We start from the raw sequence: 13,584 nt of genomic DNA, 5'->3' as shown, positions 1-13,584 counted from the left end.
GGGAACATGCTTCATCGATGTCAGCCAGAGCGAATATTTTTCCCAATATCCGTGCTGAAATGAGAGCGAATTGCCTGATGGCGGGCGGTCACGACAGGCTCGCCGGGTCGCGCCATCTGGTTGTGATGTCGACGGCGAAGGTGCAGAACACGAACGATGCCGCGGCGAAGATCGTCGTCCCGATGACGACCGGAAAATCGCCTTCAAGCGCCGAGTTGATCGCCAGCCGGCCGACGCCGTCCAATCCGAAGATCGTCTCCGTGACGATCGCCCCACCCATGATGACGGCAAGCTCCAGGCCACCCAGCGTGATCACCGGATTGAGCGCGGCCTTCAACGCATGATCGTAATAGACCCGCCATTCCGGAACACCCTTGGCGCGCGCCGTCCTTATGTAGTCCTCGCCCAGAACCTCAAGCATGCTTGCGCGGATCAGCTGCTGGAAAATGCCGATCTCGGCAAGTGCCAGCGTCAGCCACGGCAGGGCCAGATGCCGGGCCCATTCGAACGGATCTTTCGTCAGCGGCACATAACCGCTGCTTGGAAACCAGAAGACCCCATGGTTGGAGAGCTGGAAGAACAGGAAATAGGAGATCAGGATGCCGGAGAGGAACGTCGGCACCGACAGGCTCGCATAGGCGAAGCCCGATATCAGCCTGTCCAGCCAGGAGCCCTGCCGGCGCGCGGCAATCACGCCAAGCAGGATCGACAGCGTCATCCAAATGACGACGGCACCAAGGGCGAGCGAAAGCGTCACCGGCACCTTGGACAGGATGAGGTCTGTCACCGGTGTCTGCTTGCGGAAGGAGTAGCCCAGCGCCGGCGGCCAGTGAGCGATCCCCATCGGCGCGCCCTGGATGTCGGGGCCGCGGTAGAGATAGTACCACAACTGCAGATACCATGGCTCGTTGAGCCGCAGCGCGTGTGCTATGGCATCGATCGCCTGCTGGCTGGCGTTGCGCGGCGCCAGCATCGCGGCCGGATTGCGATAGGCTATGCGGGTGATGAAGAACGCGATCACCAGCACGATCAGCAGCGTCGAGAGTGCCCGGAAGATCAGCCCGCCTGTGTGCCGGATCATGGCGTCACCCGCTGCGGCGATGGGGGTCGAGGACGTTGCGCAGGCCAGCGCTCAGCGTGTTGAAGCCGGCCACGGTCAGAAACAGCGCGATGCCGGGTCCGAGCAGGAACCATGGCTGCAACTGGTAGAGGGATGAGCGCTGCGCCTCGGCGATCATATTGCCCCAGCTCGGCTGCGGCGCCTGCACGCCGACGCCGAGGAAGGAGAGCGTCGCTTCGGCGATGATGTTGGTCGGCAGTTGTACCGCCCAGTAGACCAGGATGACCGGCGCGATGTTGGGCAGGATCTCGCGCATGATGATCCTGGTCTTCGAGGCGCCGATCGTCTGCGCGGCTTCCACCAGCGGGCTGCGGCGCAGGACAAACACCAGGCCACGCGTCAGCCGGGCAAAGTAGGTCCAGGAAAACAGGGTTATGATCAGCACCACCACCAGGGAGGGCGCAACAAACGGCTTGCCATCGACGCCCCGGTTCAGCGACAGGAGGCTGAGCGCGGTGACGATGAACGGAAACGACAAAGCGACGTCCACCGCCTGCGTAATGACGCGGTCGACGCGACCGGCAAGAAATCCGCTGACGAGGCCAATGGCGGTGCCGATGATCATGGCAAGCGTGGTCGCCGGGATGGCGATGGCCAGCGATACGCGCGCGCCGTAGAGCGTTCTGACCAGCACGTCGCGGCCGTTGCCGTCGGCGCCAAGTGGAAATTCGAACGTGGGGCCAGTCGGCAGTCCCATCTCGGTCAACGCCGTATCGCGGAACTGCTCCGTCACCCCGTGCCCCAGCAGCCATGCGACCACTGGCGCCAGCAGCGCACCGGCGGTGACGAAGCCTATGATCAGCGCGCCGATGCGAAAGGACCGTTCGCGCAGCAGCGCTCGCAGAAGCAGCGACCTGTAGGAATTCACCACCTCGCCATGCCCCAGCAGGACGTGGTCCTGGACGGACGCCAGGGCACGGATCTCAGGCATGCGCGGCGATCCGCTCGGGAACCGGGTTGCGCCGCAGGACCTTGCCGGGGATCGCGTCTATCAGCCTGACCGTGTAGGGATGCCGGGGAGCGCCGAAGACACGGCCTGTCTCGCCGGCTTCCACGATGACGCCCTTCTCCAGCACGATGACGCGGTCGCACAGTTCCGACACGACGCCGAGATCATGCGAGATGAAGAGCAGCGACAGGCCTCGCTGCCGGCGAATGGTCTGCAGCAGCCTGATGATCTTCGCCTGCGTCGTGATGTCGAGTGCCGATACCGGCTCGTCGGCGACGATCAGCGAGGGTTCGAGCGCGATGGCGCGCGCAATGGCGACACGCTGCCGCTGGCCACCTGAAAGCTGGGCCGGGTAACGATCCAGCACGTCGTCGGGAAGTTCCACGTCGCGCACCAGATCCTGCACGCGCCGGCGTATCGCCGCGGCGTCCAGTCTGGTGCCGATGATGAACGGTTCCGCCAGAATGGACCGGATGCGCCGCCGCGGGTTGAGGCTCGCATAGGGGTCCTGAAAGATGACCTGTATGTCCGACCTGAGTTTCCGGTCGATGGCGATGCCGCCGACACCCGGACGCGAATAGATACGCTCCCGCAGGGAGATGCTGCCCTCGTCCGGCCGGTCGAGCCCGGCGATCAGCCGGCCGATTGTCGACTTGCCGGAACCGGATTCGCCGACGAGGCCGACGATCTCGTTTTCGCGGACGGTGAACGAGATATCCGTGAGCACCGGCCTGATCAGACCGCCTGCGGCGGAGCGGCCTGCGAACGAACGCGCGATTGCCGAGACGGAGAGCAAATCGGGCATCGACGGCAGCGCCGGGAGTAGCGATGATCGCGCCGCGCGGGCCACCAGGCCGCCAAGCCGCGCCGCACCGAGCAGCTCCCTGGTGTAGGCTTGGCGCGGTGCCCTGTAGATCAGCTCGGCCGGCGCCTGCTCCACGACGTGCCCCGCGCGCATCACCAGGACATCGTCGGCGATGTCCGAAACGACGGCCAGATCGTGGCTGACGAAGATCATTGCCGTGCCGTGGTCCTGCTGAATTCGCTTCAGCAGGTCGAGGATCGAGGCCTGCACGGTCACGTCCAGCGCCGTCGTCGGCTCGTCGGCGATGATGAGGCCGGGATTGAGCGCGATCGCCGCGGCAATCATCACACGCTGGCGCATGCCGCCGGAGAACTGCCTGGGATAGTCGTTCACTCGGGCCGCAGGATCGGGAATGCCTACATCGGCCAGCAGATCGAGAACGCGCCCACGCAGCTCCCGGCGTCCCACCTTGCGGTGCGCGGTGATCGCTTCCGCGATCTGCTGGCCGATGGTCTTCAGCGGATGAAGGTTGCTGAGCGGGTCCTGGAAGATGAAGCCGATGTCGGCGCCCCGCCCCCCGCGCAGATAGCCGGCGGCGCGGGCCACTATATAAAACCCCTTGTGCAGGACGCTGCCGCGTACGCTCGCCGCCGGCGGCAGAAGGCCGGTGGCGCCGAGCAGCGACACACTCTTGCCCGAGCCCGATTCGCCGACGATGGCGAGTGTCTTGCCTGGCTCGACTCCAAACGAGACGCCATGCACCACTTCCACCGCGCCGAATGCGACGCGCAGATCGGCGACAGAGAAGATGGGCACGCGCGCCTCCTTTTGCCAATCCGGCCTTGCTACTGCTTGAGGGCTATGTTGGTGATGTCGGCATTCACGGCCAGCGACGACCACACCCAGTTGGCGAGGCGATCGGAAGTGACCACGACCTTGCGCTTCTCGAACAACGGGATCCATGGCAGATCGGCGGAGACGAGTTTGTCGGCCTTCGTCCAGATCGGTCCCGGATCGTCGGAGGGATAGGCCTGCGCCGCGAGCTTGTTGAGTTCCGGATTGCTGTAGCAGATGGCGTGGACGTTGCCGGTGCCGCAAGGTGCCGCGTCCGAATTCAGCCAGCCGCCGAGGAGCATGCGCGTGCTCGGTCCCTGCCAGTCCGGGGAGAATGTGCCGCCGAGGGACACGTCCCAGCGGCTCTTCGGATCCTGGATGAAGGCGTACCACTGCGTCGGCGGGATCGGGATCAGGTTGAGCGTGATACCCGCTGCTTCCAGATCCTCCTTCAGCGTCACGGCAATCGCTTCGAACTGCGCGTTGCCCCTGTAGATCGCGTCGAACGCAATGCCATTCGGATATCCCGCTTCGGCGAGCAGTTCCTTTGCCTTGGCCGGATCACCCCTGTAGCTTTCGGTCGGATACGGGTCGAACTTCTCGTAGCCGAGAATGGTCGAGGTGATGATCTGGGTGAGCGGCACCGCGCCGATCGAGCCAGCCTGGGTCTGCGCCAGATGTTCGCGGTTCACCGCATAGGTCAGCGCCTGCCGGACCTTCAGCTTGCGCAGCGCCTCGGCCCCGTCGCTCTTGACCACCGGCCGCTGGTTGAAGGTGATGAAGTTCGCCGATCCACTGTTCGTCACATGGATGTCGGGGCTCTTCTGCGACAGGAAGCGCTGGATCGTCGGAATGGGCGGGATGTCGAGATAGAGCGACAGATCAGCCTCACCGGCGATGATCTTCTGGACGACGCTGTCCTCGCTGTTGGCGGTGAAATCGATATCGATCTCATCGGCATAGGCCCTGCGCGCCTGGTCGGACTCCGCCTTGAAATTCTTTGCCTTCTTCAGAACCAGCTTCTGACCCTGCTCATAGGTGTCGACATAGTAAGGGCCGCTGGACGGCAGGTTCTTGCGCGACTCCAGCGAGTCCGGGAAATATTTGGACGCGATCTCGGGCGCCACCGGGGACACGAAATTCATCGAAAGGATGTTGAGGAAGTCGTAGTTCTTGGTGTCCGACTTGATGACCAGCGTGTGCTCGTCGGGAGCCGAGACGCCGGCAATCTCGTGCGTGTCGGTGAAAGCCTTGGTCGCAGCGAGATCGCCTGTCGGCACTTTCGCGAATTCCTTGCAATAGTCGACGAAGCCGGAGATCACGAGGTTGAAATAGTTGATGGCGGCGACCTGCTTGTTGGGATCGCAGAAGCGCTTGACGCCATAGACGAAATCACTGGCGACGATCTTGCGCTCGATGCTGCCGGAGAAGAACACGTCGTCCTTCAAATGGAAGGTGTAGACCTTGCCGTCGTCGCTGATGTCCCAGGACTTGGCGAGATCCGGCACGAGCGTGGTGTCCTCCTTGAGGCCGGCTGGCGAGCCGGGATAGGTCACCAACTGGCGCGTTGTTGCGCGCAGGATTTCCCAGGAATCGATGCTGTAGCCGGTGAGCGGATCGAACGCATCGAGATCGGACTGGATCGAAGCAATCCGCAGGACCCCGCCATGTTTCAGATCTTCCGCTTGCGCGGATGAACCAAGAACATAAATCGACAGAATGCCACCTGCAATTCCCAATAGTAACTTACGCGCAACATGTGTTGTCATTACTTCTCTCCGATTATAAATAATTCTTCAAAATACCATTGCATTTAGCGAGAATAATTTTGAGATAAAATTACCCATTTTTCAAACACACTTTCAAAATACATTTTATATTAGCTCCGCCTGTCAAAACATTGTTCCGGAATGAGGCAAGGCCGGCGCCGTGAACAGCGTGTCGAGCGTTTCGACCGCAGCCCGGTCGAAGTCGCCGAGGCGCCCCGTCTGCGCGAGCTGCCACCACTTCACGCCGCCGAGATAGGCCGCCGAAACCGCGGCCACGTCCGTCACCACGGCGGCGGACAGATTGGTGCGCTCGGCTCCTTCTGGCGAGAGGCGCAGCCTGGTCGCGTTCTCGGGCAGGATGGCATCGGAGACTTCCAGCACGACGCTGCCCTGCCCGGCATAGGACCGGGCTGTTAGAGCCTTTTCAGCGTCCAGGAGCCGCAGCCATGTTTCGTCGCGCGCCGCCGAAACGCGAACGCTTCGAAAATCCTCGAACAGCCACGGCAGCAGATCGTCCGCGGGACGGCTCCAGAAGACGATGCGATGCGGCAGGTCGACCGCCAGCAGATGTGCGACGAGCGCGACATAGGCGGCCGGACTGTAGGCCACGATATCATCGACCACGATGGTGCGTTCCGAGCTGGTGAACCAGCTGTCGAGGCCGACAGGGTGATAGCGCACGAACCCGGTTTCCGAACCCTTGTCGCCGTGAACGGCGACGTAGTTAGGCGTGCCGCTGTGCGTCTGGCGCAACGCCTGAAAATCCCACCAATAGGCCGAGCGTGTGATGACGCCCGCGCGCGAAACAGGCTGACCCGCGTAGATGCGCGCCTGTATCGCCCAGGCATCGTCGCTGTCGATCAGCCGAATCTTGTCGGAGTACGTCAGCCCTGCCCGCAGGCGCGCGCGCTGGGTGTCGACTTCCAGGCTGACAGAAGTATTGGCGATCGCATAGCCAAAGTTGCCGTAGATGCGCGCGTCGGAGGCCCGCAAGGTGGCCGCCGCCTCGCCCTGTTCGCGCGCGGCGCGCAGCTGCGCCTTGAACAGCGCCGTGGCGGCGCCACGCCGCGTATGGGTGGGCAGCACGCCGACATGGGTGACCGCGGCCTGCGGCAACCAGGCGCCGCCGGGAACCGCGATCCGTCCCGAATAGGAGTCGGTTGTGCCAACGAGCGTCTCGCCGTCGAAGGCGCCCCAGGTGCGATCCGGCTCGAACAGTCTGTCGATCAGCGCGTCGTCGATCGGGCCGAGCGGCGGCAGGCCGACCATGGCCGTGCGGAAGGTGCGTGCGGCCTGCGCGAGTTCGGCCTTCCCGGTCAGCAGGCGCACATCCGATATCATGATGCCTTCCGCGTGGGCACGGCTTCAGGCTTGTGCGCTTCCGGCTGCGGCGGCTGCGCATAGGTTCGCGGTCTCGGCAGCGTTTCGGCCAGCAGATATGTGCCGACCTCGCGCGCCCGGTAGGAGACCGGATCGTGGACGGTATGGGTGCGCGCGTTGCGCCAATAGATGTCGAGGCCATATTTGTTGGCCGTCGAGCGCGCGCCCGTCGCTTCGAAGATGCGCGCCGTCACGTCGAGCACGACGTCGTTGGCGACGATCTTGCCCTGGTCGATGATCGTTGCGAGTTCGCCCCATTGCTGCGCCGTCACCGACGCTCCGGCATGCAGTGCCGCCTCGTAAAGCGCCGCGGCCTTGTCGGCGATTGCTATGCCCGCCGCAATGCCGGCGGATAGCCGGCCGAACAGCACCAGATGGTAGGGATCGTCGATCGCCCGTTCCAGCCCGGACTCCGGCCAGGGCCGGCCGAAGCGGCGGACATGATCGGCGGCGGCGGCAAGAGCGCCCTCGGCGATGCCGAGATAGAAATTGATGAAGATGAGCTGGCTGAACAGGACGCGCAGGCCGTCGCGCAATTCGACATCGCCCTCATAATCGTCGAGGGCGCTGAGCAGCTCATCCTCGAAGACTTCGACACGGTCGAAAGTGACACTGCCGCTCGCCGTCAGTCTCTGGCCGAGATTGTCCCAGTCGCCGCCGAAGCTGATGCCCTTGCGCGTCGGCGGGATCTGATAGTGAGCGCGTTTGCCGTTGTCCCAGAGGCTGACGGTGATGACTTGGGCCACCGAGGCGCCGGTTGCGAAGGTGCGCCTGCCGTTCAGGAAGCGGCGGTCGCCGACATGCTCGATCTCGTTCCACTGGTCGCGCGGGTTGCTGACGCCGCCCTGGAACCAGCCTTGTGCGCCGACGCCACGCGCCGTCTTTTCCCACTGCTGACGCGTGCCGAGAATGTAAGTCCAGACACCGTTGGAATAATGATACGCGATCAGTTGTCCGATCGAGCCGTCGGCGGCCGCGATGATGCGGCTGATCTTGAGCGCCTGGACGAGGTTTGCGCCGGCGCCGCCGAATTCGCGTGGCGCAGCCAAGCCGAGCAGGCCGCTTTCGCGCAGCAGCGCCAGTTCTTCCACCGGGTCCTTGTTTGCCCGGTCGCGTTCGAGCGCCGTTGCCGCGAGTTGCCGCGCCACGTCGCGGGCCTTCTCGGCCCAGGTCTCGAATTCGGCGTCGCTGAGGCCCGGATAGATCTGAATGTCCGACATTGTCTTCTCGTCATGCTCCATTGTCGCGACCACCAAAGGCCGCACATGTTTCAGGCTGCGAGCAGCCCTTTCGATTTCAAGACCGCCAGCGCGCCTTCGGCGAAATGATAGGCTTCCTCGACATGCGGCTGGCCCGACAGGATGAAGTGGTCGAAACCGACGGCGTGGTACTCCTCGATGAGCGACGCCACCTGCTCGTGGCTGCCGACGATCGCGGTGCCGGCGCCGCCGCGAACCAGGCCGTAGCCGGCCCACAGATGCGGCGATATTTCGAGATCGCGCACGCTGCGCGCGGTGAGCGCCGCGGTGCCGCTGTCGCTATGCAACGCGTTCATCCGGCGCTGGCCGGCCGATTCCGTGCGCGCCAGGATTGCCTGCGCCTGCGCGATCCGCTCCGGCGTCAGTCTCTCCAGCAGCCTCTCGGCCTCCTCCCAGGCCTGCGCCTCGGTATCGCGACTGATGACATGCAGGCGTATGCCGAAGCTTAGTTTGCGGCCCTGCGCGGCGGCGAGTTCCCGCACATGGCCTATCCGGGCAGCCTCGGTTGCCGGGCTCTCGCCCCAGACCAGATAGGTGTCGACATGGCGCGCGGCGACCGCTTGCGCAGCACCACTTGCGCCACCGAAGAAGATATCGGGAAGCGGCCATTTGCCGAAATCGATCTGGGCGCCTTCGATGTCATAGTGCTTTCCCCTGAAATCGAAGCGCCGGCCCGAACCGGCTGGCAGGACCACGCCGCGCAGGATCTCGAGGAACTCTCCCGTGCGTTCATAGCGCTGGTCGTGGCCGAGATGATCGCCGAAGCGTTTCTGCTCCAGCGGATCGCCTCCGGTGACGACGTTGAGCAGCAGCCGCCCACCCGATATGCGCTGAAGGGTCGCCGCCTGGTGGGCGACCAGCGTCGGCGAGATCAGGCCGGGACGGAAGGCGACGAGGAACTTCAACCGCGTCGTGACCTGCGCCAGTGCTGCCGTGACTATCCAGGCATCCTCGCACCAGGTTCCGGTCGGCGTCAGCACGGCTTCGAAGCCCAACGTCTCCGCGGTCTTGGCGACCAGCGAGAGATAATCGAGGCTCGCTTCCCGAAACCGCGATCGTGACGGGCCGTTGCCGAGATGGGAATCATCGCCAGAGCCGACGATTTCCCGGCTGTCGCCGTTGGTCGGCAGATACCAGTGGAGATGGATGCCGCTCACTCGGCCGCCTCGACGATGGTACCCCAGTTCGAGCGGTCGCGTGCGGCTGTTCCCGGATGGTCGTCGCGCAGCAGCCGCTGGCCCGCTCCCTGGAAGCGCTCGCGGATCGTGGTGCCGGGCGCGCCACGTTCCCGGATGCGACCCCGCCGCCGCAGCTCCGGGACGACGAATTCGATGAAGTCCTCGAACGTGCCCGGACTGACGACATAGGCCAGGTTGAAGCCGTCGACGCCGGATTCATCGGCGATGCGTTCGAGCTCGTCGGCGATCCTCTGCGGTGAGCCGACCAGCTTGGGATGGATGCCGCCGAGCCCGATATACTCGGCGATCCCGGCCACGGTCCAGCGCCGGTCGGCATCGATCCGCGTCAGATTGGCAAGGGCTGAACGGCCGGCATTTGTCTCGATATATTCGAGCGGGTGGTCGAGTGGGTATTGCGACCAGTCGACGCCGGTCCATGCCGAAAACAGCGCCAGGGCCGCTTCGACACTGGTGTAGGATAGATAGTCCTTGTGCTTGGCCTCGGCCTCTTCGTCCGTGGCTCCGGTGATGACGGTGACCGCGGTGATAAACTTTATCGCATCCGGCGCCCGTCCGAGTTCGACGGCGCGGGCACGGATCGCCTCGACCGAGCGGCGGATGGAGGCCGTGCTGGTGCCGCCGAGGAACACCACCTCGCCGTTGCGAGCAGCGAATTCGCGCCCGCGCGGCGAGGTTCCCGCCTGGAACAGAAGCGGCGTGCGCTGCGGACTGGGCTGCGCGAGATGCGCGCCGGGCACGGAGAAATATTTGCCGAGATGGCCGATCGGATGGACTTTGGAAGAGTCGGTGTAGAGCCCCTTCTCACGATCGTGCACGACCGCCCCGTCCTCCCAGGATCCCTCCCAGAGCTTGTAGGTGACATCCAGGAATTCCTGCGCCAGATCATAACGCTCGTCATGGTCGATCTGGCGTTCCAGGCCGAGATTCTTCGCCGCCGATTCCAGAACCGAGGTGACGACGTTCCAGGCGATGCGGCCCTTGGTCAGATGATCCAACGTGGTGAACTTGCGGGCCAGGAGATAGGGCTGCTCGTAAGTGGTCGACACGGTGATGCCGAAGCCGAGATGCTTGGTGGCGGCGGCCATTGCCGAGACCAGCAGCAGCGGGTCGTTGACCGGCGACTGGGCTGCGGTGCGCAGCGACGCATCCGGTGTCCCCCGGAAGACATCGAGGTGGCCAAGCGCGTCGGCGAGGAACAGCGCGTCGAAGCCGCCGTCGTCGAGCAGCTTTGCCAGCGAGGTCCAGTATTCGAGGCTGGTGTAGGTGTTGGCGCGGTCGCTCGGATGACGCCAGAGGCCCGCCGACACGTGACCGACCACGGTCATACCGAAGCCGTTGAGGATGAGAGGCTTGACCGCCTTATGGGTGGAACTTGCCATGCTTCGGCTCACGAATAGTAGGTTGGCGGCGGCACACGGCCGTTAAGCGCGAAGTCACCAACTTCCAGCACCTTGTAGTGGACGGGATCATGCAGGCTGTGGGTGCGGACGTTGCGCCAGTAGCGGTCGAAGCCGAACGAGCGCGCCGTCGAGCGGGCGCCGGTGAGCTCGAATATCCGCGACGTCACTTCTAGGGCGACCTCGGTCGAATGCACCTTCGACTGGTAGGCGATTGCCGCGGCGCGGCCGCGCTCTTCCGCCGTGAGATCCTTACCGCGCTCGAAGGCGCGCTGCACGGCCTCGCCGGCGGCGTCCGCGAGCGCCTGCGCGGACGCCAGCGCGATCGAAAGCCGGCCGAAGCGCTCGACAACCAGCGTGTCCTCGGCGGCTTTCTTTGCCGGCGAGGACAGCCATGGCCTGCCGCGTTGGGTGATGTAATCCCTGGCGTCTTCCAGGGCAGCAAGGGCGGTGCCGAGATAAAGTTCGCCGAAGGCTGCATGAACGATCGGCACATGCAGCGTGGCATGCGGCGGATGAACCGTATCATCAGGCCAATGCCCGACCAGATCGTCGGCGGATGCGGCGACATTTTCGAGCGCCGCACTGCCGCTCACCGTCAGCCTCTGGCCGATATTGTCCCAGTCATTGCCGAAGCTGAGGCCTGACGTGGGGTTGGCGACGATGAACTGGCCGATATGACCGCTGGCATCGGTGCCGGCGATCCGCGTGCTCCCGGCAAAGCGCACCCAGACCTGCAGCGTGTCGGCCACCTGCGCACCACTGGTGAAAGGCTTGGCGCCGTTGAGCACGAAACCGCCGTCCACCTGCCTCGCCTCGACAAGCGGCTCATAGGCGGCCTGCGCGATGCCGGCATGAAACCAGCCCTTGGAGAGAAAGCCTTGAAGCCGTCTTTCGATCAGGGACTTGTTGTCGCCGTCCAATCCGATTGCCGTGCCGAAGAGATGGTAGATGACGATCTGGGCTATCGATGTATCGCCCCTGGCCAGGATGCGGACGATCCTGAGCACTTCGGCCGGCGTCGCGCCACCGCCGCCAAATCGCTTGGGAATATAGATCGTCAGCAGGCCGGCCAGACGCAAAAGGTCTATCTCGGCATGCGGGGCGGCCCCGGCCAGATCGCGCGCTGCAGCTGTTCGCTTGAGTTCGCGCACGACCTCCTCGGCCTTCTCGGCCCAGCCTTGGAAATCGCTGCGCTGTTCATGCTGAACGGTGGCGTGGATGGTCATGATACCAAAGCCTCCGGCTGACGGCCCTGCGAGAAAGCGTGTTGCGCCGCCGGATGATCGGCGGGCGGGCGGCTGTCACGCCCGAAGAGCCTGGAGCGCAGCGAGGGACCGAGATCCTCGCGAATGCGCCCGCGCCGCCGCAACTCGGGAACGACATGGGCGGAGAAATCGATGAAGCTGCCGGGGCTGACCACATGCGTCAAATTGATGCCGTCGGTATCGGTGGCTTCCAGCCATTGCTCGAGCTCGTCCGCAACGGTCTTCGGACCGCCGACAAACGACTTGCCGCGCCCAAAACCGCCCTCCGGGGAAAACGCCTGGCGCAAGGTCCACTGGCGGCCCGACGACGGGTCGTCGAACATGCGCAGCAGGGAGCGGTTGGAATCGGTTTCGGTGTAGCGGATAGGCTGGTCGAGATCGTGCCTGGAAAAATCGATGCCGGTCGTTGCCGAATAATGCACCAGCGCGCCTTCGACATCGTAGTGCGACCTGTAGTCAGCGAGCTTGGCGGCCGCGGCGGCGTCGGTTTCATCCGTGATCACCGAGACCGCGGATATGAACTTGATGCTGCCTGGAGCCCTGCCTTCATCGCGGGCAAGCCGCTTCACCTCAGCGACATTGCGGCGGATGCCATCGACATCGGCACCGGCGACAAAGACCACCTCCGCGTGACGAGCGGCAAAGCGCTGGCCGCGCGGCGAACCGCCCGCCTGGAACAGCACCGGCACCCTCTGCGGACCGGGCTCCGAGAGATGCGGACCCGGAACGTTGAAGTAGCGACCGGAATGACCGATCGGATGGACCTTTTCCGGATCGGTATAGAGACCGTCCGGGTTGGCGGCGCTGCCGCGATCACGCACCAGGGCACCGTCTTCCCAGGAACCCTGCCAGAGCTTGTAGGCGACATCCATGAACTCGTCGGCGATCTCGTAGCGCTCGTCATGCGCCACCTGCCTGTCGAGACCGAGATTGCGCGCCGCGCTGTCGAGCTGCGAGGTGACGACGTTCCAGGCGATCCGCCCCTTGGTGAGATGATCGAGCGTGGTGAATTTGCGCGCCAGCAGATATGGCTTTTCGTAGGTCGTCGAAACGGTGACGCCGAAACCCAGCCGGCTTGTCGCGCCGGCAAGCGCTGAGACCAGCAACAGCGGATCGTTGACGGGGGACTGCACGCCCTTTGCCAGCGAGGCGTCGTATCCACCGCCATAGACGTCGAGAAGGCCCAGCGCGTCGGCGATGAACAAGCAATCGAAGCCGCCCTCCTCCAGTGCTTTGGCAAGTTCGATCCAGTAGTCCAGCTCGGCATGTCGATAGGCCTGGTCGGCCGGATGACGCCAAAGGCCGTAGGCGACATGGGAGACGGCATTCATGGTGAAGCCATTGAGAATAATAGGAGATTTTGCCATATGACAACCCAGACAAACGCGCTCAGCACGGGATCGATCTTTGTCTATGGATTTAGTGTAATTCAAAGCATCGCGCGTGGAGATTTTTCCTAAAGATCGCGGTGTTTGTGACAATCCATTACTGGATGGTGTCGAAGCGGCCAGTATCGAGCCGCATCACCAAGGTTGTCGTCAAGCCATGCGGACAATCCATGCCCAGCTTCGCCGAACTGCGGCCCAGGGCGTTTCTCATCAATG

Annotated in this window: 10 protein-coding genes; all 10 read right to left on the bottom strand. The window is 64.0% G+C overall.

The annotated features are described in order from the left end of the window. Positions 1-88: 88 nt before the first annotated feature. Positions 89-1,081 carry an ABC transporter permease gene (locus tag NKJ11_RS15980; RefSeq protein WP_023809084.1) on the bottom strand — a complete coding sequence of 331 codons (993 nt, stop codon included), beginning with the start codon at positions 1,079-1,081 and terminating at the stop codon, positions 89-91. A 4-nt stretch (positions 1,082-1,085) separates the two neighbouring features. After that, complete coding sequence (locus NKJ11_RS15975; RefSeq protein WP_352793748.1) at positions 1,086-2,051, bottom strand: ABC transporter permease; 966 nt, start codon at positions 2,049-2,051, stop codon at positions 1,086-1,088. Further along, on the bottom strand, positions 2,044-3,690 hold the full coding sequence (locus tag NKJ11_RS15970) for a dipeptide ABC transporter ATP-binding protein (protein ID WP_352793746.1): 1,647 nt from the start codon (positions 3,688-3,690) through the stop codon (positions 2,044-2,046). Before NKJ11_RS15970 ends, NKJ11_RS15975 begins: the two co-directional genes overlap by 8 nt. Positions 3,691-3,719: 29 nt before the next feature. Next, positions 3,720-5,477 carry an ABC transporter substrate-binding protein gene (locus NKJ11_RS15965; RefSeq protein ID WP_352793745.1) on the bottom strand — a complete coding sequence of 586 codons (1,758 nt, stop codon included), beginning with the start codon at positions 5,475-5,477 and terminating at the stop codon, positions 3,720-3,722. A 123-nt stretch (positions 5,478-5,600) separates the two neighbouring features. Further along, the gene (locus NKJ11_RS15960) at positions 5,601-6,818 is read right to left on the bottom strand and encodes a GNAT family N-acetyltransferase (protein ID WP_128302608.1); all 1,218 of its coding nucleotides are present in this window, start codon (positions 6,816-6,818) and stop codon (positions 5,601-5,603) included. Further along, complete coding sequence (locus NKJ11_RS15955) at positions 6,815-8,077, bottom strand: acyl-CoA dehydrogenase family protein (protein WP_206637988.1); 1,263 nt, start codon at positions 8,075-8,077, stop codon at positions 6,815-6,817. The genes NKJ11_RS15960 and NKJ11_RS15955 overlap by 4 nt, the downstream gene beginning before the upstream one ends. 50 nt (positions 8,078-8,127) lie before the next feature. Further along, a complete protein-coding gene (locus NKJ11_RS15950; protein WP_164892822.1) occupies positions 8,128-9,273 on the bottom strand; it encodes an LLM class flavin-dependent oxidoreductase in 1,146 nt (381 codons plus the stop codon). Then, entirely contained in the window at positions 9,270-10,694 is a 1,425-nt protein-coding gene (locus tag NKJ11_RS15945; RefSeq protein ID WP_128302609.1) for an LLM class flavin-dependent oxidoreductase, read from the bottom strand. Before NKJ11_RS15945 ends, NKJ11_RS15950 begins: the two co-directional genes overlap by 4 nt. Before the next feature lie 8 nt (positions 10,695-10,702). After that, a complete protein-coding gene (locus NKJ11_RS15940; protein WP_128302610.1) occupies positions 10,703-11,941 on the bottom strand; it encodes an acyl-CoA dehydrogenase family protein in 1,239 nt (412 codons plus the stop codon). Further along, complete coding sequence (locus tag NKJ11_RS15935) at positions 11,938-13,347, bottom strand: LLM class flavin-dependent oxidoreductase (protein ID WP_352793742.1); 1,410 nt, start codon at positions 13,345-13,347, stop codon at positions 11,938-11,940. Before NKJ11_RS15935 ends, NKJ11_RS15940 begins: the two co-directional genes overlap by 4 nt. Between the last annotated feature and the right edge of the window lie 237 nt (positions 13,348-13,584).

Origin of the sequence: Mesorhizobium sp. M0243, assembly GCF_040321775.1 — a bacterium.
GTDB lineage: Bacteria > Pseudomonadota > Alphaproteobacteria > Rhizobiales > Rhizobiaceae > Mesorhizobium.
The sequence above is the reverse complement of the archived record's forward strand: the minus strand, read 5'-3'. Positions and strand labels throughout refer to the sequence as shown.

Bases quoted from the DNA above. Each gene is read 5' to 3' on its own strand.
- NKJ11_RS15980 (WP_023809084.1), bottom strand. From the start codon at position 1,081: ATGATCCGGCACACAGGCGGGCTGATCTTCCGGGCACTCTCGACGCTG.
- NKJ11_RS15975 (WP_352793748.1), bottom strand. From the start codon at position 2,051: ATGCCTGAGATCCGTGCCCTGGCGTCCGTCCAGGACCACGTCCTGCTG.
- NKJ11_RS15965 (WP_352793745.1), bottom strand. From the start codon at position 5,477: ATGACAACACATGTTGCGCGTAAGTTACTATTGGGAATTGCAGGTGGC.
- NKJ11_RS15960 (WP_128302608.1), bottom strand. From the start codon at position 6,818: ATGATATCGGATGTGCGCCTGCTGACCGGGAAGGCCGAACTCGCGCAG.
- NKJ11_RS15955 (WP_206637988.1), bottom strand. From the start codon at position 8,077: ATGTCGGACATTCAGATCTATCCGGGCCTCAGCGACGCCGAATTCGAG.
- NKJ11_RS15945 (WP_128302609.1), bottom strand. From the start codon at position 10,694: ATGGCAAGTTCCACCCATAAGGCGGTCAAGCCTCTCATCCTCAACGGC.
- NKJ11_RS15940 (WP_128302610.1), bottom strand. From the start codon at position 11,941: ATGACCATCCACGCCACCGTTCAGCATGAACAGCGCAGCGATTTCCAA.
- NKJ11_RS15935 (WP_352793742.1), bottom strand. From the start codon at position 13,347: ATGGCAAAATCTCCTATTATTCTCAATGGCTTCACCATGAATGCCGTC.